The organism is Enterococcus sp. GC34 (genome assembly GCF_040886645.1).
In the GTDB taxonomy this organism is placed as follows: Bacteria; Bacillota; Bacilli; order Lactobacillales; family Enterococcaceae; genus Enterococcus; species Enterococcus faecalis.
Genome location: NZ_JBFOEF010000004.1, coordinates 55,801 through 76,349 on the forward strand (window position 1 = coordinate 55,801; position 20,549 = coordinate 76,349).

Genomic DNA, 20,549 nt, shown 5'->3' on the forward strand with positions numbered 1-20,549 from the left:
ATGCTTGCCATTTGCTAACAAGTTGCTGACTCAGCTTCTCTAATTAAGGAAATGGAGGGAATTCCTTTTGATCGATGTAAATAAATTCGAAAGTATGCAAATAGGGCTTGCTTCACCAGAAAAGATCAGAAGTTGGTCTTATGGGGAAGTTAAAAAACCCGAAACAATTAACTACCGTACATTAAAACCCGAACGTGAAGGGTTATTCTGTGAACGCATTTTTGGTCCAACCAAAGACTGGGAATGTGCTTGTGGTAAATATAAACGTATCCGTTATAAAGGTATTGTCTGTGACCGTTGTGGCGTTGAAGTCACTCGTTCAAAAGTACGTCGTGAACGTATGGGACATATTGAATTAGCCGCACCAGTTTCACATATCTGGTACTTTAAAGGAATTCCATCTCGGATGGGTCTTGTTTTAGACATGAGCCCTCGTGCATTGGAAGAAGTCATTTATTTTGCTTCATACGTTGTCATCGAACCAGGTGACACAACATTAGAGAAAAAACAATTGTTAACGGAACGTGAATATCGTGAAAAACGTGAACAATATGGCCAAGCCTTCAAAGCTGCTATGGGTGCCGAAGCCGTGAAACAATTATTAGATAACGTCGATTTAGATGGCGAAGTTGCGCAATTAAAAGAAGAATTGAAAACAGCTTCTGGTCAAAAACGGACACGTGCCATCCGTCGTTTAGACATCTTAGAAGCCTTCCGTGCCTCTGGTAACCAACCAAGCTGGATGGTAATGGATGTTATCCCAGTTATTCCACCAGATTTACGTCCGATGGTTCAATTGGAAGGTGGTCGTTTTGCAACAAGTGACTTAAACGACTTATACCGCCGTGTTATCAACCGTAACAACCGTCTAAAACGTTTATTAGACTTAAATGCGCCAAGCATCATTGTTCAAAACGAAAAACGGATGTTACAAGAAGCGGTGGATGCTTTAATCGATAATGGTCGTCGTGGCCGTCCAGTTACTGGACCAGGTAACCGTCCATTGAAATCTCTTTCTCACATGTTGAAAGGGAAACAAGGTCGTTTCCGTCAAAACTTACTAGGTAAACGTGTTGACTATTCTGGTCGTTCCGTAATCGTCGTTGGTCCGTTCTTAAAAATGTACCAATGTGGTTTACCAAAAGAAATGGCGATTGAATTATTCAAACCATTTGTAATGCGTGAATTAGTACAACGTGAAATTGCGACAAACATTAAAAATGCGAAACGTAAAATCGAACGTGGCGAAGATGAAGTTTGGGATATCTTAGAAGAAGTTATCCAAGAACACCCAGTTTTACTTAACCGGGCACCTACGTTGCATAGATTAGGGATCCAAGCTTTCGAACCTGTTCTTGTTGAAGGTCGTGCGATTCGTCTTCACCCATTAGTTTGTGAAGCCTACAATGCCGATTTCGATGGAGACCAAATGGCGGTTCACGTGCCTCTAAATGAAGAAGCACAAGCAGAAGCTCGTATGTTAATGCTTGCTGCCCAAAATATCTTGAACCCGAAAGATGGTAAACCAGTTGTTACACCATCTCAAGATATGGTCTTAGGTAACTACTACCTAACAATGGAAGAAGAAGGCCGTGAAGGGGAAGGTATGATCTTCCGCGACATGAACGAAGCTGTTTTAGCATGGCAAAATGGCTACGTGCATTTACACTCACGGATTGGGGTTCAAACAACACTTTTAGGTGACAAACCATTTACTGATTGGCAAAAAGAACGAATCTTAATCACCACAGTTGGTAAGATCATCTTTAACGAAATCATGCCTGTTGAGTTCCCTTACTTGAACGAACCAACAGACTATAACTTAACTGTTCAAACACCAGATAAATACTTCGTAGAAGCTGGTACAGACATTCCTGCACATATTAAAGAGCAAGAATTAGTTTTACCATTCAAGAAGAAAAATCTTGGAAATATCATTGCTGAAGTCTTCAAGAGATTCCACATTACGGAAACCTCTAAAATGCTTGACCGAATGAAAGACTTAGGTTACAAACACTCAACGTATGCTGGGATGACGGTAGGGATTGCCGATATCATGGTTCTTCATGAAAAACAAGCAATCATTGACGCTGCCCACAAACAAGTTGAAACAATTACTAAACAATTCCGTCGTGGTTTAATTACTGATGACGAACGTTATGAACGTGTAATCGGCGTTTGGAACGGTGCCAAAGACGAAATCCAACAAAAACTGATCGAAAGTATGGAAGCTCGTAACCCAATCTTCATGATGTCTGACTCTGGAGCCCGTGGTAACATCTCCAACTTTACACAGTTAGCTGGTATGCGTGGTTTGATGGCCGCTCCGAATGGACGAATCATGGAATTACCAATCATCTCAAACTTCCGTGAAGGACTTTCTGTCTTAGAAATGTTTATCTCAACTCACGGAGCTCGTAAAGGGATGACCGATACGGCCTTGAAGACAGCCGATTCAGGTTACTTAACACGTCGTTTAGTTGACGTTGCCCAAGACGTAATCATTCGTGAAGACGACTGTGGCACTGACCGTGGTCTTGAAATCGAAGCAATTCGTGAAGGTAATGAAATTATCGAACCATTAGACGAACGTCTATTAGGTCGTTATACACGTAAATCAGTTGTTCACCCAGAAACTGGTGCAATCATCATTGGTGCGGATCAATTAATCACTGAAGATCTTGCCAGAGAAATCGTGGACGCTGGTATTGAAAAAGTAACCATCCGTTCTGTCTTTACATGTAACACAAAACATGGTGTATGTAAGCACTGTTACGGACGTAACCTAGCAACTGGTTCTGACGTTGAAGTCGGAGAAGCAGTTGGTACAATCGCCGCTCAATCAATCGGGGAACCTGGTACACAGTTAACCATGCGTACGTTCCATACCGGTGGGGTTGCCGGTGACGATATCACTCAAGGTTTACCTCGTATCCAAGAAATCTTTGAAGCACGTAATCCGAAAGGGCAAGCAGTGATTACAGAAGTAACCGGTGAAGTTATCGATATTTCTGAAGATCCTGCCACACGTCAAAAAGAAGTAACCATCAAAGGAAAAACAGATACACGTACCTATACTGTCCCTTACACTGCACGTATGAAAGTTGCTGAAGGCGACATCATCCACCGTGGTGCACCGTTGACAGAAGGTTCAATTGATCCAAAACAATTATTACAAGTTCGTGATGTTTTATCTGTTGAAAACTACCTATTACGTGAAGTACAACGTGTTTACCGTATGCAAGGGGTAGAAATCGGCGACAAACATATCGAAGTAATGGTTCGTCAAATGTTACGTAAAATCCGCGTAATGGATCCAGGTGACACTGAAATCCTTCCAGGAACATTAATGGACATCGCAGAATTTAAAGACCGTAACTACGACACATTAGTTGCTGGTGGCGTCCCTGCTACTAGTCGTCCAGTTTTACTTGGTATTACCAAAGCGTCATTGGAAACAAACAGCTTCTTATCTGCTGCATCCTTCCAAGAAACAACACGCGTGTTAACAGATGCTGCTATCCGTGGCAAAAAAGATCCATTACTTGGATTGAAAGAAAATGTTATCATTGGTAAAATCATCCCAGCTGGTACTGGTATGGCTCGTTACCGTAACATGGAACCAAAAGAAGTTGGCGTAGCTAGCGAAAACGTTTATAGTATTTCAGACATTGAAGCACAAATGGCTGCTGAAGATGCGATGAAAAACATCAATAAATAAACCCTAAAAAGCCGTAAGGAGCATGCTCCTTACGGCTTTTTTTATTTGCTATAACCAACTGATTGTGAGTAAGCCCAAACTTAAAAAGGGGACAAAGGGAAGTTTCTGTTCAACTGGATACCCTAAAAATTTACAACTGTAGCCATAGATTAGGCCATAACTACTGGCAAAAAATAGCAACATCAGCAACTGAGGTATCTGTAAAAAACAGCCCCACAAACCCAGTAACAAAAGATCCCCTCGCCCCATGGCTTCCGGAAAATAGTGTAAAACGGCTCGGAAAAAACAAAAACAAAAAAGACCAGTCAGTAAGTAAAACGAATGCTGACCCACCACTTTCAGCAAACAAAGCACAAAAAAACTAGGATAAAGAATCTTCGGTTCAACCACTAAATACCAGTAATCAATCAAGGATAATGTGAAAGCACTCGTCAGCCACCACCAGAGAATCAAAGCATCAATCGTCAGGCCAGCTGAAAAACAGCTTGCGGTTAAGCCGCCCATGACAAGTTCTGCTAAAAGATAACTCTTAGCTACTGGCTGTTGACACTTTCGACAACGAAAGCGCTGCAGCAAAATCGAAACAACTGGAATTAATTCATAGAGATGTAGAGGCTGGTGGCAACCTTGACAGTGGGAAGGGGGCCACCACAAAGAACGCCCTACTGGTAAGCGCTCCGCCACTAAGCATAAAAAAGAACCGAAACAGGCACCAATCAAAAAGAGACTCAAGAAAAACATAGGTTACCTCCTTAAAAATAAACTACGCTTTTTTTAAACTTTTTCGTTTGACTAGACAAATCTTTTTTTGTTAGGAATAATAAAAGAAACAAGAAATGAGGGAATCAAATGGAAAAATTAGCGATTGGTGTCGACGTTGGCACCACGCAAGCCAAAGCAGTGGCTTTTCAAGCAAATGGCACAGTCGTAGCTTCTAGCTATGTGCGTTATCCATTAATTCAAGAGACTGAAGGAATGGCGGAGCAAGACCCAGAGACGCTGTTCCAAGCTGTGGTGAACTGTATTCGAACCGTCACACAGCAAGTGAAGAATCAACCAATTGGGCTCATTTCTTTTGCTTCAGCGATGCATGGCTTAATTGCCATGGATGCGCAAGGACGCCCATTGACCCAAGTGATTACTTGGGCTGACACACGAGCATCTGATTATGCGGAAGCGTTAAAAGAAACGCCAGCGGCCCAATTGTTTTATCAATTGACAGGCATGCCAGTTCATCCAATGGCGCCTTTATACAAGATTCGCTGGCTGCAGGAAAATCAGCCAGCCGTTGCGCAGAGCGCGGCCAAGTTTATTGGGATTAAGGACTACATTTTTTACCGTTTCTTTGGCGAATACTGGACAGATTATAGTAGTGCTTCAGGAATGGGTTTATTTAATATTCACACGCGGCAATGGGAATCGTCGATTTTAGCGTATTTATCTATTGAGGAGGAACAGTTGCCAAAAGTTGCCCCGTCAACGTTCATTTTTCCAGCGTTAGCGCCTTCTTGGCAAGAGATGCTTGGTGTTGAGGAGGAAACGGTTTTAGTTCTTGGTGGCGCGGATGGTCCCTTGTCTAATTTAGGTTTGGGAGCGCTAGGAATGGGTGTAGCGACTTTGACCGTTGGTACGAGCGGCGCACTTCGGTATATTGTCGAAGAACCTTTTTTGCATCCGCAAGGTGAAACGTTTTGTTTTGCTCTAGATGAACAGCACTGGGTGATTGGTGGCGCAAGTAGTAATGGTGCAGTTGCGTTAGATTGGGCGAGCCAAACGATTTTTGCAGAAGAACGTCAGCAAGCTATCCAAAACGGGACCAATCTCTATGACCCAATTATGGCCAAAATTGCAACCGTGCCAGCCGGGGCAAATGGCTTACTGTTTCATCCTTATTTGCTTGGTGAACGAGCGCCGTTGTGGAATGCAGAGGCGAGCGCAAGTTTTATTGGCTTGCGCAAAAATCACCATGCCGGACATTTAGCTCGAGCGGTGGTGGAAGGCATCTGTTTCAATTTAAAAACTATTTTAGAGGATTTGAAACAACTCGGTGGACCCGTTCAGGAGATTCGAGCGACAGGCGGCTTTGCTGATTCCCCTGTGTTCCGTCAAATCATGGCTGATGTGCTGGGAGAAACGTTATCGTTCACTGATAGCACCGAAGCTTCGGCATTAGGCGCTGTTTTGCTAGGTTGGCAAGGCTTAGGGCAGTTACCAAATTTACAAGCAGCGGCTCAACAGGTGCTGATTCATGAAACGGTCACGCCACGGGCGGATCAATTGCTAGTTTATCAAGAACTGTATCCTGTTTTTCAAGAAACCCAACAAGTTTTAGCACAAAGTTATCAAAAATTAGCAGAATTCCGCAAATAATTGATAGTAAATAGCTTTGACAAATGACTGAGAAGTTGCTTAACTAGAAGAGAGACAAAGACTTGAGGAAATGAGGATGAGGAATGAAGAAACAGCTACTACCACTATTTCTGTTATTCATTGGGGCGTTAGCAAGCTGCAGTGCACCGTCTCGTTCCGGCGAAAAAGCAGCGCAACAGTTGGTAGATTACTTTATTTATCAAGAAAAGACAGCGACATTCTCTCAAACTTTTCGTGAACCGAAAGTCTTGGTGGAGCATTTGCAGACGAGCCGTCAACAGTTCCAGAAGCAATTTTTCAATAGCTTAAAAGAAATGAACGCTGAAGTCACCGAGACTGAAGCCCAGAAGCTTAGCGCAGAATTACTGGCTCAAGTGAAGAAAAAAGCGTCATATCAACTAGTAGCCACGAAAGAATTGAACGGACAAGCGACAATCACTTTTCAGATTAAGGGCTTAGATTTTGTGACGGCGATTGAAGATACAACCACTGCTCTTCTTCAGCAAACGCAACAGGCGACACAAACGCTAGACATGCAGCACACGTTAGCCGTTTTAAAAAAAGAAATCCAACAAATCAATGTCAGCCATGAGCCAGTTGAACTGCCATTAACGGTTAAGCAAGTAGAAGGACAATGGTACTTGCCGGCGGCGGAGCAACTGAGACTGAATCAGTTTTTTTTAGCTTTCATCACAGGAAAAGAAGATACTGACCAGTTGACAGAGGCACTCGACACGATCCTCACTCAAGCGGAACAAAAAGTCGTCACTGCGGATGAAAAAACAGCGATTTCAGGAAATTAATTAAATTCTTAATTGTAATTATTATAATTTGATAATAATTTTAAAAAAGAAAGGTTTTCAGTGTACTTTTTTCACAATTCATATTACACTAAGAGTGTAGAAATAATATTTAGGAGGATGACAAAGAATGAAATTTGAAAAAACAAAAGAAATTTTGAACCAACTCGTTGCAGATTTAAGCCAATTTTCCGTGGTAATTCATCAAACACATTGGTATATGCGTGGACCTGAATTTTTAACACTTCACCCACAAATGGATGAATACATGGATCAAATCAACGAGCAATTAGATGTTGTTTCAGAACGTTTAATCACATTGGACGGCTCTCCATTCTCAACATTGCGTGAATTCGCAGAAAATACAAAAATTGAAGATGAAATTGGTAACTGGGACCGCACCATTCCAGAACGTATGGAAAAATTAGTAGCAGGCTACCGTTACTTAGCAGACCTTTACGCAAAAGGAATCGAAGTTTCTGGTGAAGAAGGCGACGACTGCACACAAGACATTTTCATCGCAAACAAAACAGACATCGAAAAAAATATTTGGATGTTACAAGCCAAACTTGGCAAAGCGCCTGGTATTGACGCATAATTTAAAACAACTCCCAAAGCCGCTGACGTTGACGTTGGCGGCTTTTTTTTGTTTAAAAGGCACAAAAAAATAAGTGAAAATCTATTTTCTGAAAGCGCAGAAAAACATTGACTTTATCAGTGATTGAAGGTAAAATATTAAATGGTATTGTTTGCCCCACAATGAGCCCCGGAAACTCAAGTGTATGTCAAACATCGAAAACAAAATTGGAGGAAAGAAACGTGCGTACAACATATATGGCCAAAGCTGGCGAAGTAGAACGTAAATGGTACGTAGTAGATGCAACAGATGTTCCTTTAGGACGTCTATCAGCAGTTGTTGCTTCTGTACTACGTGGTAAAAATAAACCAACATTCACACCACATGTGGATACTGGAGATTTCGTAATCGTAATTAACGCTGATAAAGTAAAATTAACAGGTAAAAAAGCTACAGACAAAATTTACTACCGTCACTCAATGTATCCTGGAGGATTAAAATCAGTGACTGCTGGTGAATTACGCGACAAAAACTCTCGCCGTCTTATCGAAACTTCTGTAAAAGGTATGCTACCTAAAAACACTTTAGGACGTAAACAATTTACTAAATTGAACGTATACGGTGGAGCTGAGCATCCACATGCTGCACAACAACCAGAAGTATTAGATATCACGAACTTAATTTAAGGAGGGAAATTCATTGGCACAAGTACAATATAGCGGCACAGGCCGTCGTAAAAATGCAGTTGCCCGCGTACGCTTAGTACCAGGTACTGGTAAAATTACTGTAAACAAAAAAGACGTAGAAGAATATATTCCACATGCTGACTTGCGTGAAGTTATCAACCAACCATTTGGCGTAACTGAAACAAAAGGCGCTTACGATGTAATCGTAAACGTAAACGGTGGTGGCTATGCTGGACAATCAGGAGCTATCCGTCACGGAATCGCTCGTGCATTGTTACAAGTAGATCCTGACTTCCGTTCTGCTTTAAAACGCGCTGGGTTACTTACTCGTGACGCACGTATGGTTGAACGTAAAAAACCAGGTCTTAAAAAAGCTCGTAAAGCTTCACAGTTCTCAAAACGTTAATTATTTGGAGTCGTTGCGAACATGTTCGCTTACGAAAACAATCAGGGACGAAGATTTCCTTGGAAATCGAGTGCCACTCAATTATCATTTTGAAAGACACTTTCTCGTTGCGAGAAAGTGTCTTTTTTTGATTCAATTATGATGTTGGTGACGACTTTCTTCTTACCTCGTAACCAGCTATTTATTTAGATTGGTATTTCTGTATTCTTCTGAGAGTTTTAGCGCATGTATGTTTGTTGGGTCTTTAGTGTGTCCATAAACGTCTCGAATCATGTTAGAAGTTTCTACGTGACCGACAAGAGATTTAATAATTAAACTGTCTATTCCTTGGTTGAGTAAATCTGAAACAAAGGTGTGTCTTAAACCATGAGGAATGATATGAGGAAGTCCATATTTTTTCTCTAGTTGGTTTAACTTATTATTCAACCAATCGGTATGCAGTGGTTGGTTGATATCGCCTTTTTGATTCACTTAGGTAAATAGAAACTATTGAGCTGTTTGTTTAATTCCTAGTTGTTTCAATTCAATTGCTTGTTTTTGCTTCCATTCTTTTAATAAATTTACACTGGTATCATTAATTGGAACATTTCGAAAGCGATCGCCATTTTTCATTCTTTCTATCCGCTCGTATCTGCCAGTTTCTTTACTTATGTGATAAAGAAATTAACTGCTTTTGAAAGTCAATATCAGCTCAAACGAGGGGATAAATTTCACCTTTTGTTGCTCTTAAATAATAAGTTAAAGCTAAGAGAGTATAGTTTTGAAAGTCATGTTTTTTTTCGTTAATTCTAAAGATTCTTGAACAGTTTTATAGAATAATATTTTTTCATTTGCGTGACTCATTTTCTATTTTGTCATATAGAACAACACCGTGAATATTGATTTTGGGTAAACCTTCGGCAATCAATTTATCAAAGGTGTTGTTGGACAAATTGAGATAGTGACAGAGTTGTTTCTTTTTGATATAACGTATATTTAAAGAAAATTCTGTTCTAAATTGGTCAACTTCGGTTGTTAATAATTGATTAATGGTTTGTTGTAAATGTAGCTGTTGTTGTTCGGATAATAGAATAGTGAGTTCATTCGTGACAATATCCTCCAGTTTTTTTGATTTTTGTGTAACGAACTTTACTTTCTTCAAACATAAGTATTGGTTCTGTTACTTCGTATAAGTTCCATTCTCTAAAAAAAAATGGTTTCTTTTTTGTATATTTTTTTGTTACTAATATTTTTGATTAGAAACATTATAGGGGGTATCTGTTCGTTTTTTTGTTTCTTTACTTTTAACAATGATATTTTATCTATTTTTCAGTACTTATTGCAATAGTCAATAAGTATTGCTTACAAAATGTGTTGACGACGTATATTAGCTCGTGTTAATATAAATATAATTAGTTTATAACTATAATTTAATGTTAAGTGAAAGGATGGAATAAAGTGAGAGAAATTGAGGACGAATTAAAGAAAATAATAATAAATCCAGACATTCAACAAGTACTATTTGAAGTGCTCGATATTTCCTCTGAAATCCCGAAAATTGATGCAATCTTAGTGATTGGTTCAGTTGCAAAAAATCTTTATAGAGATGGAATATCCGATATAGATATATTACTTCTTACATCTGGGTTAGAAGAAGATATTATTGATACCTATAAAAATAGAAAAATTAATTTTATGAAAAATGACGATATTTATACTTGTGAAAAAGTTTCATTTTTGAATATTTGTGTAAGAAACACAACTGATTTTATAGAGCATATAGAAAGTATAATACTAGGAAACCATATAGAAAGTGTACAAAAGAATTGGTCTATAGGTGGCGCAAATGAAGAAGTTTTATTATGTGATCTATCTCAAGCGTTAATTTATATGGATAAGGATAGTCGAGTTAAGAATTTAATTATAGGTTTAAATAACAACTATTTTATCAAATATAAAAAAAATGTATTAGAAAAACTAAAAAATGGATTTAATCAAAAAAGAGAATTGACTATAATGAATTCCCAAAATCAACTATTATTTTTACAAGGTTTTTTAGAATGCATAGTGTTATTATCAAGGATAGATTGTTTAGAGTCTAACCATTATAACCCTGGATTTAAACATCTAGTTAGAGATGGTAGTATATTTCTTGAAAATTACAATATTAGAGAATGTATTAAGAAGAAATGGGATAATGGATTTTTACTTGATATGTTAAAAAAAGTTACTGTGTAACTAATTGAAGGAGTGAAAAGATTTGTGTAAAAAAGAGAAAGTAAAGGTTGCTAACAAGGAACCTGTCTGTGAGATTATTGGTGATAAGACAGGACGTAAGTTTGAGTTAACGAAGTATATGTATGGTTGTTTGGATCCTAATCCTGATGCTAAGCTTTCTTCTGTGAGCATAACAGGAAATTCCATGAGTATAGACCTTTGGACTGGCTGTGCTTTCCAATGTGCCTATTGTCATGTTCAAGGGGTGTTTGAGGATTTGGATTCCACAGATAAAAAAATGCGCTATATTCCAATTAGAAGAACAAAATTTTCTATAAACGAAATATTGAATGAGTTAGCCGTACATCCTTTATTTGAAGCAAATACAGGAATTATCAGTATTGGTACTTCTAGTACTGAACCTTTTGTTCAAGGGGAGGTATTGGAATCAACATTACAGGTTATGGAGTGGTTTGTTAATCAAGGATTAAAAAATCCATTTTGGATAGTTACAAAGGCTGGAATCCCTAAAGGAGCAGTTGAAAGATTAAAAAATATTTCATTGACAAATCCAATAATTATATCTTTATGCTGGGCAAATAATGAGCAAGAAGTTGAGCCCATGAAAAATAACAGATTTAAAAATATAGAGTTATTTCGAAAGTTTTCTAATATTCATTTTAATTGGTACCTAAGACCGTTAGTGCGAGATTGGAGTAATGACTTTACAGATTTAGATGCTATGTTCAAGAAAATATCGTCTGAATATTCTGATTATATAACTTCTATTATTCCTGGAGGCTTAAGGTGGACAGAGGGGATAGAGTATGGGATGACAGAAGTAAGAGATATGACTCTACCTAACAATGTTTCAAGTGCTTCTAGGCACACGAAGACTTTAACCGAAGCTGATTTTCAATATATAGAAAAATTATCTGAAAAATATTTTGGAAGAAACATGCCTGTTTACAAACATTCTGCCTGTGCAATAAGTAATTTGCTAAAGACAAACAATATAGCATTGACAAATTTCTTTAAGAAGAAAGACTGTGAATGTTCTATTTGTCCAAAAGAGCAACGAGTTAGATGTGTTAAATCAAATAAATTGGATCTGTTAAAAATCAATAAAATACTGGTTGATAAGGGAATCGATATTCAAATTATTAAATTTAGCCCTGAGAATGGGCAAGAGCCTATAGTGACTCAACCTGATTATAAAACTTTTGCTCCAGCTATTAAGCAGCAATTAATAAGTATTATTTCAAGAAACCTTTATAGAGAGGGAGTATAAATGAAATGGCAGAACTTTGCTTGGGAACATGGGAACTGAATTTTACATCAAAAAAACAACAATTAGAATTTTTTTATACAGCTAACAAGCTTGGGGTATATAATGTCGATACAGCATTAGTTTATGAGAATGGAAAGATGCATCAATTTTTAAAAAAATTTTTTGATAAAGGAAATATTTTTAGTAAGATTCCTTTAAAAAAGTATCCATTAGAACAGGAAGAGCTATCAATGAATTATACAAAAGAGTATGTTGAGCAATCTTATGAGACGATAAAAAACGATCTTAATGATAGTTTAAGAGTTGTGATGTTACATTATTGGACTTTTGAATGGAATACAAGTAAAGGCGAAAAGCTTTTAAAAAATTTAAAAAAGAAATCAAAAAATGATAATGTAAAAATGGGTGTTTCTATGCCTAAAGATGTATGTGAAAATATTGAGCTAAAAAATTTTATATGGTTATTTGAGAGGATCGATTTTATAGAGTTACCATATATGAATGACTATAAATTATTTATAGAGTTAGGTATATTGGCTAAAAAATATAATGTAGAAATAGCCATTCGTAGCATATTTAGAAATAATAGCTTTTCTGAAATTAGCTATACAGAAAAGCTAGAAAGAGTATTTTCAGAACTATTTTTAGTAGTTGATTACATGATAATTGGGACTAGTGATGTTAATCATTTGTTAGAGCTCAATAGGAGGTTTAACTTAGAGAAAAAAAGTTTAAAAAAGATGTTTGATTGTCTCGGAAAGGTATTTCAAGAAAACTATTTAGAGGAACTTAAAAGTAATTATTACATGTATAAAGATGTTGATTTTTTGGAATTAGATATTGATTCTTTAGACTATATGAATTTAGTTGTTCAGCTAGAAGATTCTGGTATAAATGATTTAGACAAAGTAAATAATATGAATGAGCTGAAAGGATATTTTAGGGATGATATTTTTGAACAAGATATTAGAAATTTTATATAATGACAATTATAAATTTGTTGAGAAAGTGCTAGAGCCTTCTCCAATAGCGAGAAAATATTTAGACTATCAAAATTCACATTTATTTTATGTACCTGTATTGAAAAAAATTCCTACTAAATATTCTGAAGAAGATATCAATTCCTATATGTGCAATCTTTACTCAAGTAATTTATTGTTAAGATGTAAATATATTAATAATAAATTTTTTATGTATAAAGTAAAAAATGTAGAGTTTATAGAGATTTCAGTACCATCAAATGAGACTCAAACTTCATTTTTTAGTAGAATTATAAACTCAATAGACTTTAAAGACATGATGGAAAAGGGATTTTTACACTTTTTTATTATCGTTCATGGCAATGACGGGAAATATTTGTTTGGAATGCTCCATCATGCTATTTATGATGGAGATTACCAGTTTTTTTCTAAAAAAAATGAAGAAATAGCTAATACAGACATAAAAGGCTATTTGGACATTAGCAAAAAGTACTTTGTTGACTATTATACTTGTAAACCTTCTCAAGTTAATTTTGAAGATTACGAGAAAAATAAATTTATTTTAATAAATAAGTATAAGGATAATGAAAATGGTTTTATTCAAATAAAAAAATACTACTCTTTTGACTTTAAAAATATTGCTATGTCATTAGAACTTTTCTGGACTATTAAGATATATAAAGTTTTATCTGAATTTTTTTCAGAAGACTTGATTGAAGAAATTCCCATTAGTTTAATTGCTGGTAGATCAGCTATAGAGTCAAAACGTTATAAAGGAATTGTGGATTTTCATGATGAATATATATATTCTTTTAAAAGAGGATTAGATAAAGCAGCAATAAGTGATATCTATGAACATGAAAAAGAAATCCCCTATTTAAATAGTTTAAGATATAACAACAATAAGGATAGTAAGACTAGAAAACAAGAACTTGAGCCGATAATATTATTAATTATTTTTAATAATGATGAGAATGATAATCATCAAGAATTAAAAAAAGCAATTCTTCCTAACAAAAAAAATTATGTTCTGACATTTAAAATAGGAATATCAAGAGATTTAAAAACAATAGATATCACTTATAGATACTCATGTAAATTGATGAATAAAATAGATTTTCTATTTGAACTTATGACAAGTAAATATATCGTGGAGAAGGAGTGATTATTTGGAAATTCTAGTAAGTGATTTTTTTGTTATGATGGAGAATCCGAAATTTGTTTCCGAAATTAAAAAAAATATTTCAAAAGGGGATATACTCATAGTTCCAACCTCGGACGATGAAACTGTAACAAAATACTATGTCAATAAAATAGTAAATAGCTTTAATAAAAATGATGTAGTGTTTGATAATATTAAAATTTATCAATATGATTTTAAGTTAATGAAATCTGAGGATATTTCATTAGTTTTTTTAATGGGAGGTTCATTTTTTTATCAAAATTCTCTTATATGGTCAGATATAGAATTTGTAGAATTCTTAAAAGAATTTACTGGACTTATGATTGGTTACAGTGCAGGGGCATTAAATTTGGGAACAGAGATCTACTTAAATCCCATACATGGAGAAAAAATAGAGGCAAGAGCTCAGGGATTAGGGAGGTACACCTTTTATTTAGATGTTCATAGTACACCAGAAGTGTTAGCAAAGACAAATTATCTGTCATTAGAGAATGATATATACCTACTTGATGATAATTCAGCAATAATATGTTCTAAAAACGAGTATATCTTTATAGGTAATGTGAAATATATAAATAATTTAAGCACTCACGACAAAAAATAGGAGTTTTGAGTATGAAAACTATAATTTTTTTAACCACTGAAGTATATTTATTAGAAGAATTTGAGCAAAGTGCCCTAAAAAGGGGGGATAGATTAATCGTCTTCTATATTGGGAAGCTTCATAATGTAAATCTTGTTAATTGTCATTTTGAAATGTTTAACCGGTTAAATATAAAAGAAATCGTTGAATGTTTGAAAAACAAATATAGTTTTGCAGATATTATATTTACTAACGATGAAAAGTTGGTTGACAAAATGTGCGAAATAAGCGAATTGTCTGATATAAAAACATATAATTTTTTTGAAAATAATTATAGCAGAAGTAAGTATAGTACAAAAAAAATGCAAAAAGGAGAAAATGTCCCTAAAATATCTTATTTAGAAGAGTTTTTGAGTGGAGAATCAGATTTAGAATACCCATTAGTAATAAAGCCAGACAGTGGTTATGGTAGTAGTGGGGTTTATTTATTAAAAAATGAATTAGAGCTTGAAACTAATATGAAAAAAGTGGCAAAAGCTATTAAAATAATGAAGTTATGGTCAAATGGATATAACTTTAATTCCGAAATAGTACTGGAAGAATATATTGAAGGTAAAGAATATGCTATTGATATGTTGTGGTTTAAGGGAGAAATTGTTTTTTCAGGTATTTGCGAGCGCTTACACGGATTAGAAGGACATCGCTTTGAAGATTTTGTTTATTATTCTAAAAATTTAGATATTGAAGTTGAACAAAAAATTAATAAAGCGGCGCAAGATTTTTGTAGAGCGTTCAGTTTTAAAACGGGAGCAACTCATACGGAAATGAAGATAACTAGAGACGGGAAAATATACATACTGGACAATGCATTAAGACCAGGTGGTGGAGGGTGTTTCTATTATATTTATTCATTAAAATATGGTAGAAATTTTTTTGAAATTTATTATGATATAATGACAGACCAATTTGAAAGAAGCGAACTATTAATAAAAGAGCCTGATGAAGGCTTATATTTTCTATATTGTAACCTTCTGGAAAATGGAGGCAAGATTAAAAATATTTCTTTCAATAGTTCTGAAGTACCAAATACGTTAGTTAATACACGGACGGATATTTTTTTTAAAAAGGGAGATATTATTCCTGATTTGAAATTTGGAAATACATACAATATTTTTGTTTTTGGAAAATTGAAAGATAATTTTACAGAGATCCAAGGGTTAAACGATATTGTAAAATTGAATAAATGTTGCCATATTGAATTTGAAAATTCTTAAAGGAGGAAGTTGGTTGAAAAAAAATAGAATTGCTTATTTAAGTTCTTCTGCGTTAGCAATAATATCTAATATTTTATTAGTATTCGTATTTAATTACAATATTGTGAAAGTTGAAGGTAACGCATTATTATTAGGGAAAATTAGTTCAATTATTTTTGGTATTACGTTATTAATTAATATACCTGCTGGGGTACTGATAGATAAACTGAATAAAAAAAAGGTTTTAATGTGCATTAATTTTTTTAGTTTTTTAGTATGTTTTATTGGATTAGTATTGATAGACAAAGGCAACCGAAACTATCTATATGCTATCCTGATATTACTGCGAATTTTGTATGCTTTTTTTGCTTTGAGCGACAAAGCTGTGATTCCTCAAGCTTTTTTTAAAGAAAATATTAAGCAAATAAATGGAGAACAGACGTTTATAAAAAAAGCTATAGAAATTTCTATTCCAATTTTTACTTCAATATTTCCTTTGTTATTTGAAATAAATATTTCCTTGCTGATTTGTTCTATTTTTTACTTTATTTCTAGCGTGTTATTGTTGATGTTGAAAGAAATAAATGTTGATAGCCAGATTAATGAGAAAGAAAATTTTTTATCTGTGTTTAAAGAAATATTTAAGGATAAGAAATTACGTGCTATTTTGTTATTTTCAATGTTAAGCAATTTTTTTTTGCTAGGAGTAGAAATTTGTTTGCCTAATATATTAGTGAATATTTTAGGAGGAAAAACTTACAGCGTGGTAAATTTTTTTCAAGTTGCAGGTAGTTTATGTGCCCCTATATTTTTTAAATATAAAAAGACTAAGAATTTATATAAGAGTTTGATTACTTATACAATGTTGTTGCCTTTAATTTTACTTGTGGCTATTCCTAATTTTTTTGTTTTGAGCGCTGTAATGTTTTCTTTCTCGTTTTGTTTAGTATTGTATAATATACAGTTATATACCTATTTACAGATGGAAACAAATTTTTTTAATATTGGGAAAACGCTCAGTATACTCTTTGTTGTTTCAAATATATTAAACCCTATAAGCAGTCTAGTCTTTGGATATTTATCTATATATTGGAAAGGATATGCACTAGTTATTATAGGAACGATATATACTCTTTCATTACTTGTACTTTTTGTAGGTAATAAAGGGTTTAGGAAGGACATGCGAATGTAATGGGGAAATTAAAAAAAGGTTTTTTTATTGTTATAGAAGGTGTTGATGGAGTGGGTAAAACTTCTGTGTGTAATGAATTGAAAAAAGCGATTGAAGGAAAAACTGGACAAAAGGCAATGATAACTAAAGAAACTGCATATAATTGTCTATCATCTAAGATAGTTGATTTAATTTTGAATAAAAAAATGGATAAGGTAACAGAGCTATTTCTTTTTTTGGCATGTAGAAGACAGCATTATTTTGATGTTATAGCACCTGAGCTATTTAAAGGTACAATTCTTATCTGTGACAGGTTTACACTCAGCACCTATGTTTATCAAGGTAAATTCATTGAAGAAAACATTATTACACATTTGAATAATCTTGCGATTGAAAACTTTGTCCCGGATATTACTTTTTTTCTTGATGCGTCAACATATAATTTGGAAAAAAGAATTACTGAGAGAGAAAAAGAAAAAGATAGATTTGAACGTAAGGTAGATGTTCAGCTTTATATCAAAGAATATAAAAAACTGCTAAAACAATATAACGGAAATACAATTGTTATTGACTGTAACAAATCACTTAATGAAGTGGTCGATAGTTGTTTAACATATATGCAGATGACATATCCTGAAAATTTTAGTGAAATATAGCATAGTAATTTAGAGGAGGTAGTGTGATGCAGTATTCAAATATGTTTAAAATGTTAGAAATAAGTTTTAAAAAATTTGAAGAAAATATTGCTGTTACAGATGGAATTGAGAGTTTAACGTATTCTCAATTAAAGCAGAAATCAGATGGATACTGTGCTTTTTTAATAAATCAAAAGATATCCAAAAATGAAGTTATTGGCATTCAAATGGAAAGAAGCATAGAGGCCATAGCAGCAATGATAGGGGTAATAAGCTTTGGTGCGACATACACAGTAATAAATCCTGATTATCCGCAAAATCGTAAAAATTTATTGATTAATGAGTTAAATATAAAGATAGTCCTTGATAATTCTTGCATACTACCTGAAGATTATAGCATTTTAAAATATCAAGATAAAATACGGAATTCTAATACACTGAGTTATATTGCATTTACCTCTGGTACGACTGGAGTCCCTAAAGCTGTTGGCATTTCTGACAAAGCAATCTTGCGTTTGATAAGGGAGCCAAGACTACCATTTGAAGAAGGTAAAATAATGTCACATATAAGTCCTTTAGAGTTCGATGCGTCACTTATAGAAATTTGGTGTCCTTTGTTAACAGGCATGACTATTTCAATATTAAATAAAAAAGAAGTACTAAATCTATTCAAAGTAGAAGAAAGAGTACGTCAAGGGATTAATATCATGTGGATAACATCATCGCTATTTAATTTTTGGATAGATAAAAATCCTGAACTGTTTGTTAGTTTAGATTGTGTAATTGTTGGTGGAGAACCATTAAGTTTAGAACATGTGCAAATTGCTCTAAATTATACAACTGTAATAAATGGATATGGACCAACTGAGGGAACAGTATTTACCACTCTAGACGTTATGGCAAAATTGACCAATATCAGTGAGATATCTATTGGAACTCCTGTTTATGGAACCAATGTATATGTCGTTGGAGAAAACGGGAAAGAAGCACAACAAGGAGAACTTTATATAGCAGGTGACGGACTTTCAATAGGATATATTAATTCAGAAACTGAAACTAAACAAAAATTTATTCATTGGAATGATCAAAAGGTATATAAAACTGGGGATATGGTCAAGAAGAAAGAAAATGGGAAATTTATTTATCTTGATAGGATAGATAGAACAGTAAAAATTAAAGGCTTTAGAATAAATTTAGGGGAGATTGAATACAATGTTAAACGATTGAATAAAGTAAATTGCCACGCATTTGTGTATAAGAAAAAAATTATAGTTGTTGTTTCTAAAAATTCTAAAGAAGTAAAACGAACATTAATAGATAATTTACCAGAATTTATGAGACCTTCACAAATCATTGAAGTATTAACTTTTCCGTTAAAAGAAAATGGAAAAGTTGATAACCAACTTTTAGAAGAAAAGAGCATTGATTTGTTAGGCTGTTAGTAGTTCTGTTCTGATTTATGTGTATTTTTGGGTAAGATTATATTATAAAATGTGAATATATACTCTGATGTGCAAGATATTTTGTTTGGTTACGAAGTTTAGTTACGAGTATTTGAAATTTGTTCAAATACTATGAAACTTCCTCTAGTTGATTTTAATAGAAATTGTTGATATTACTGCATCTTTAAGATTCATGATATCTAAGATTAGCCAACCAGGTCTTAAAAAAGCTCGTAAAGTATCACAATTTAAAAAACTAGATAAATTGTAGGTTGAATGCTTTAAAGTAATTTCAGATATATCTCAAAGTTATAATACACTGGCGAGTATTTTTTGACCATACTTTTGACCTTCTGCAAACTTTCTTGTCTTTTCTCTATGGAACTCATGAAACTAGTATATTAAAGGAGAAATTAAATAAATCCAATTTCTTGAAGATGGTTTATATACAATAGTTAATGAGGTATAATAAAGTGAACCCGCCCCTGCTAGATGAGAGTCTAGCTTAAATTGTAGTCTACGGACGGATATTGGGGTTCACAAAGCAATTTATCAGAGGAGGTGGTTGTCATGTTAGGAAGTTTATCTGACGTTTTAACTTGGGTATCTTTCTTGTTGTTTTTGCTGATTCAGTTCTCAAATTCGAGTGCGATAACTCCTCATCTGGTTGGGGCTGTTGTTTTTGAATTATAAACAACGAAAAAACCTTTTTAAATTGTATAATAATAAGATTTTTAGCTATGGATATAAAAAACATTTGGAAAAGAATTTTAACAGAAAAGATTTTTCTCTAACTTGGAATCAAAGAGTTATTTTTGCAGATTGTAGATTTGAACAGACTATTTTTACAACAGCTAGAGTTGAAAACTGTCTTTTTATAAATTGTAAGTTTAGCAATTGCTCTTTTGTGAATTGTTCCATACTATATACGACTTTCGAGAATTCAAGCTTTTATAGGGTACTGTTTGACCAGTGCACAATTACTAACTCACTTTTTGAGTCAAATTCTTATTCTGATTCTATGGTTTATCCCTTTGAGGCTGATATATACGCTATTACAACGTCCTCAAAAATAAAGTATACAGATAAACAAAAAGAAACTATTTATAAGCTTCTGAATCATTTAAAGGCTAAACAGAATATGCGAGATTCGAAAAGTTTATTTCATACTAAGAGAAGAATGAATCGCTCTAAAGGAGAAAAAGAAAAATATAACGAATAGGACCTAAAGAAGCTAAAAGGTTGGGACTCACAA

Annotated in this window: 20 protein-coding genes; 17 read left to right on the top strand and 3 right to left on the bottom strand. The window is 34.2% G+C overall.

All coding sequences use genetic code 11. From position 1 onward, the window contains the following. Positions 1-67: 67 nt before the first annotated feature. Entirely contained in the window at positions 68-3,721 is a 3,654-nt protein-coding gene (rpoC, locus tag AB3I72_RS05165) for a DNA-directed RNA polymerase subunit beta' (protein WP_002354777.1), read from the top strand. Positions 3,722-3,769: 48 nt separating this feature from the next. Here the strand turns inward: rpoC and AB3I72_RS05170 are convergent, their stop codons facing one another. Continuing rightward, positions 3,770-4,462 carry an A24 family peptidase gene (locus tag AB3I72_RS05170; RefSeq protein ID WP_061100831.1) on the bottom strand — a complete coding sequence of 231 codons (693 nt, stop codon included), beginning with the start codon at positions 4,460-4,462 and terminating at the stop codon, positions 3,770-3,772. Between the two features lie 108 nt (positions 4,463-4,570). Between AB3I72_RS05170 and AB3I72_RS05175 the strand changes: the two genes are divergently transcribed. The 5 genes from AB3I72_RS05175 to rpsI all read left to right on the top strand — a co-directional run bounded on the left by AB3I72_RS05175 (position 4,571) and on the right by rpsI (position 8,560). Continuing rightward, entirely contained in the window at positions 4,571-6,091 is a 1,521-nt protein-coding gene (locus AB3I72_RS05175) for a gluconokinase (protein WP_002396789.1), read from the top strand. An 83-nt stretch (positions 6,092-6,174) separates the two neighbouring features. Beyond that, complete coding sequence (locus AB3I72_RS05180; RefSeq protein WP_347495996.1) at positions 6,175-6,894, top strand: DUF5105 domain-containing protein; 720 nt, start codon at positions 6,175-6,177, stop codon at positions 6,892-6,894. Positions 6,895-7,021: 127 nt separating this feature from the next. Then, entirely contained in the window at positions 7,022-7,489 is a 468-nt protein-coding gene (locus AB3I72_RS05185; protein WP_002354782.1) for a DNA starvation/stationary phase protection protein, read from the top strand. 236 nt (positions 7,490-7,725) lie between these two features. Continuing rightward, positions 7,726-8,154, top strand: a complete 429-nt coding sequence (gene rplM, locus AB3I72_RS05190; RefSeq protein WP_048670019.1) for a 50S ribosomal protein L13 — start codon at positions 7,726-7,728, stop codon at positions 8,152-8,154. A gap of 13 nt (positions 8,155-8,167) precedes the next feature. Continuing rightward, positions 8,168-8,560 (top strand): 30S ribosomal protein S9, encoded by a 393-nt coding sequence (gene rpsI / locus AB3I72_RS05195; RefSeq protein ID WP_002354786.1) that lies wholly within the window; start codon positions 8,168-8,170, stop codon positions 8,558-8,560. Between the two features lie 177 nt (positions 8,561-8,737). Here rpsI and AB3I72_RS05200 read toward each other — a convergent pair whose 3' ends face one another. Both AB3I72_RS05200 and AB3I72_RS05205 read right to left on the bottom strand, forming a co-directional pair. Then, entirely contained in the window at positions 8,738-9,031 is a 294-nt protein-coding gene (locus tag AB3I72_RS05200; RefSeq protein ID WP_368023655.1) for a tyrosine-type recombinase/integrase, read from the bottom strand. A 15-nt stretch (positions 9,032-9,046) separates the two neighbouring features. Further along, positions 9,047-9,172: a hypothetical protein gene (locus AB3I72_RS05205; protein WP_263598450.1), complete on the bottom strand. Its 126-nt coding sequence runs from the start codon at positions 9,170-9,172 to the stop codon at positions 9,047-9,049. Positions 9,173-9,997: 825 nt separating this feature from the next. Here AB3I72_RS05205 and AB3I72_RS05210 point away from each other — a divergent pair. The 11 genes from AB3I72_RS05210 (at position 9,998) to AB3I72_RS05260 (ending at position 20,516) form a co-directional block, all read left to right on the top strand. Beyond that, complete coding sequence (locus tag AB3I72_RS05210) at positions 9,998-10,777, top strand: nucleotidyltransferase domain-containing protein (RefSeq protein ID WP_174126705.1); 780 nt, start codon at positions 9,998-10,000, stop codon at positions 10,775-10,777. Between the two features lie 22 nt (positions 10,778-10,799). Then, a complete protein-coding gene (locus tag AB3I72_RS05215) occupies positions 10,800-12,047 on the top strand; it encodes a hypothetical protein (protein WP_174126704.1) in 1,248 nt (415 codons plus the stop codon). A gap of 5 nt (positions 12,048-12,052) precedes the next feature. After that, positions 12,053-13,030 carry an aldo/keto reductase gene (locus AB3I72_RS05220; RefSeq protein ID WP_368023656.1) on the top strand — a complete coding sequence of 326 codons (978 nt, stop codon included), beginning with the start codon at positions 12,053-12,055 and terminating at the stop codon, positions 13,028-13,030. Then, positions 13,002-14,192, top strand: a complete 1,191-nt coding sequence (locus tag AB3I72_RS05225; protein ID WP_368023658.1) for a hypothetical protein — start codon at positions 13,002-13,004, stop codon at positions 14,190-14,192. The genes AB3I72_RS05220 and AB3I72_RS05225 overlap by 29 nt, the downstream gene beginning before the upstream one ends. Before the next feature lie 4 nt (positions 14,193-14,196). Further along, on the top strand, positions 14,197-14,814 hold the full coding sequence (locus tag AB3I72_RS05230; protein WP_174126823.1) for a hypothetical protein: 618 nt from the start codon (positions 14,197-14,199) through the stop codon (positions 14,812-14,814). 11 nt (positions 14,815-14,825) lie between these two features. Beyond that, positions 14,826-16,067 carry an acetyl-CoA carboxylase biotin carboxylase subunit family protein gene (locus AB3I72_RS05235; RefSeq protein WP_224800340.1) on the top strand — a complete coding sequence of 414 codons (1,242 nt, stop codon included), beginning with the start codon at positions 14,826-14,828 and terminating at the stop codon, positions 16,065-16,067. A 13-nt stretch (positions 16,068-16,080) separates the two neighbouring features. Next, positions 16,081-17,238, top strand: coding sequence for an MFS transporter (locus tag AB3I72_RS05240; RefSeq protein ID WP_368023659.1), 1,158 nt, complete (start codon positions 16,081-16,083; stop codon positions 17,236-17,238). After that, positions 17,238-17,873 carry a dTMP kinase gene (tmk, locus tag AB3I72_RS05245; protein WP_174126817.1) on the top strand — a complete coding sequence of 212 codons (636 nt, stop codon included), beginning with the start codon at positions 17,238-17,240 and terminating at the stop codon, positions 17,871-17,873. The genes AB3I72_RS05240 and tmk overlap by 1 nt, the downstream gene beginning before the upstream one ends. Positions 17,874-17,899: 26 nt before the next feature. Then, a complete protein-coding gene (locus AB3I72_RS05250) occupies positions 17,900-19,294 on the top strand; it encodes an AMP-binding protein (protein WP_174126818.1) in 1,395 nt (464 codons plus the stop codon). 570 nt (positions 19,295-19,864) lie between these two features. Then, complete coding sequence (locus AB3I72_RS05255; RefSeq protein ID WP_263598451.1) at positions 19,865-19,987, top strand: hypothetical protein; 123 nt, start codon at positions 19,865-19,867, stop codon at positions 19,985-19,987. A 64-nt stretch (positions 19,988-20,051) separates the two neighbouring features. Beyond that, on the top strand, positions 20,052-20,516 hold the full coding sequence (locus AB3I72_RS05260) for a pentapeptide repeat-containing protein (RefSeq protein ID WP_368023704.1): 465 nt from the start codon (positions 20,052-20,054) through the stop codon (positions 20,514-20,516). Positions 20,517-20,549 lie beyond the last annotated feature (33 nt).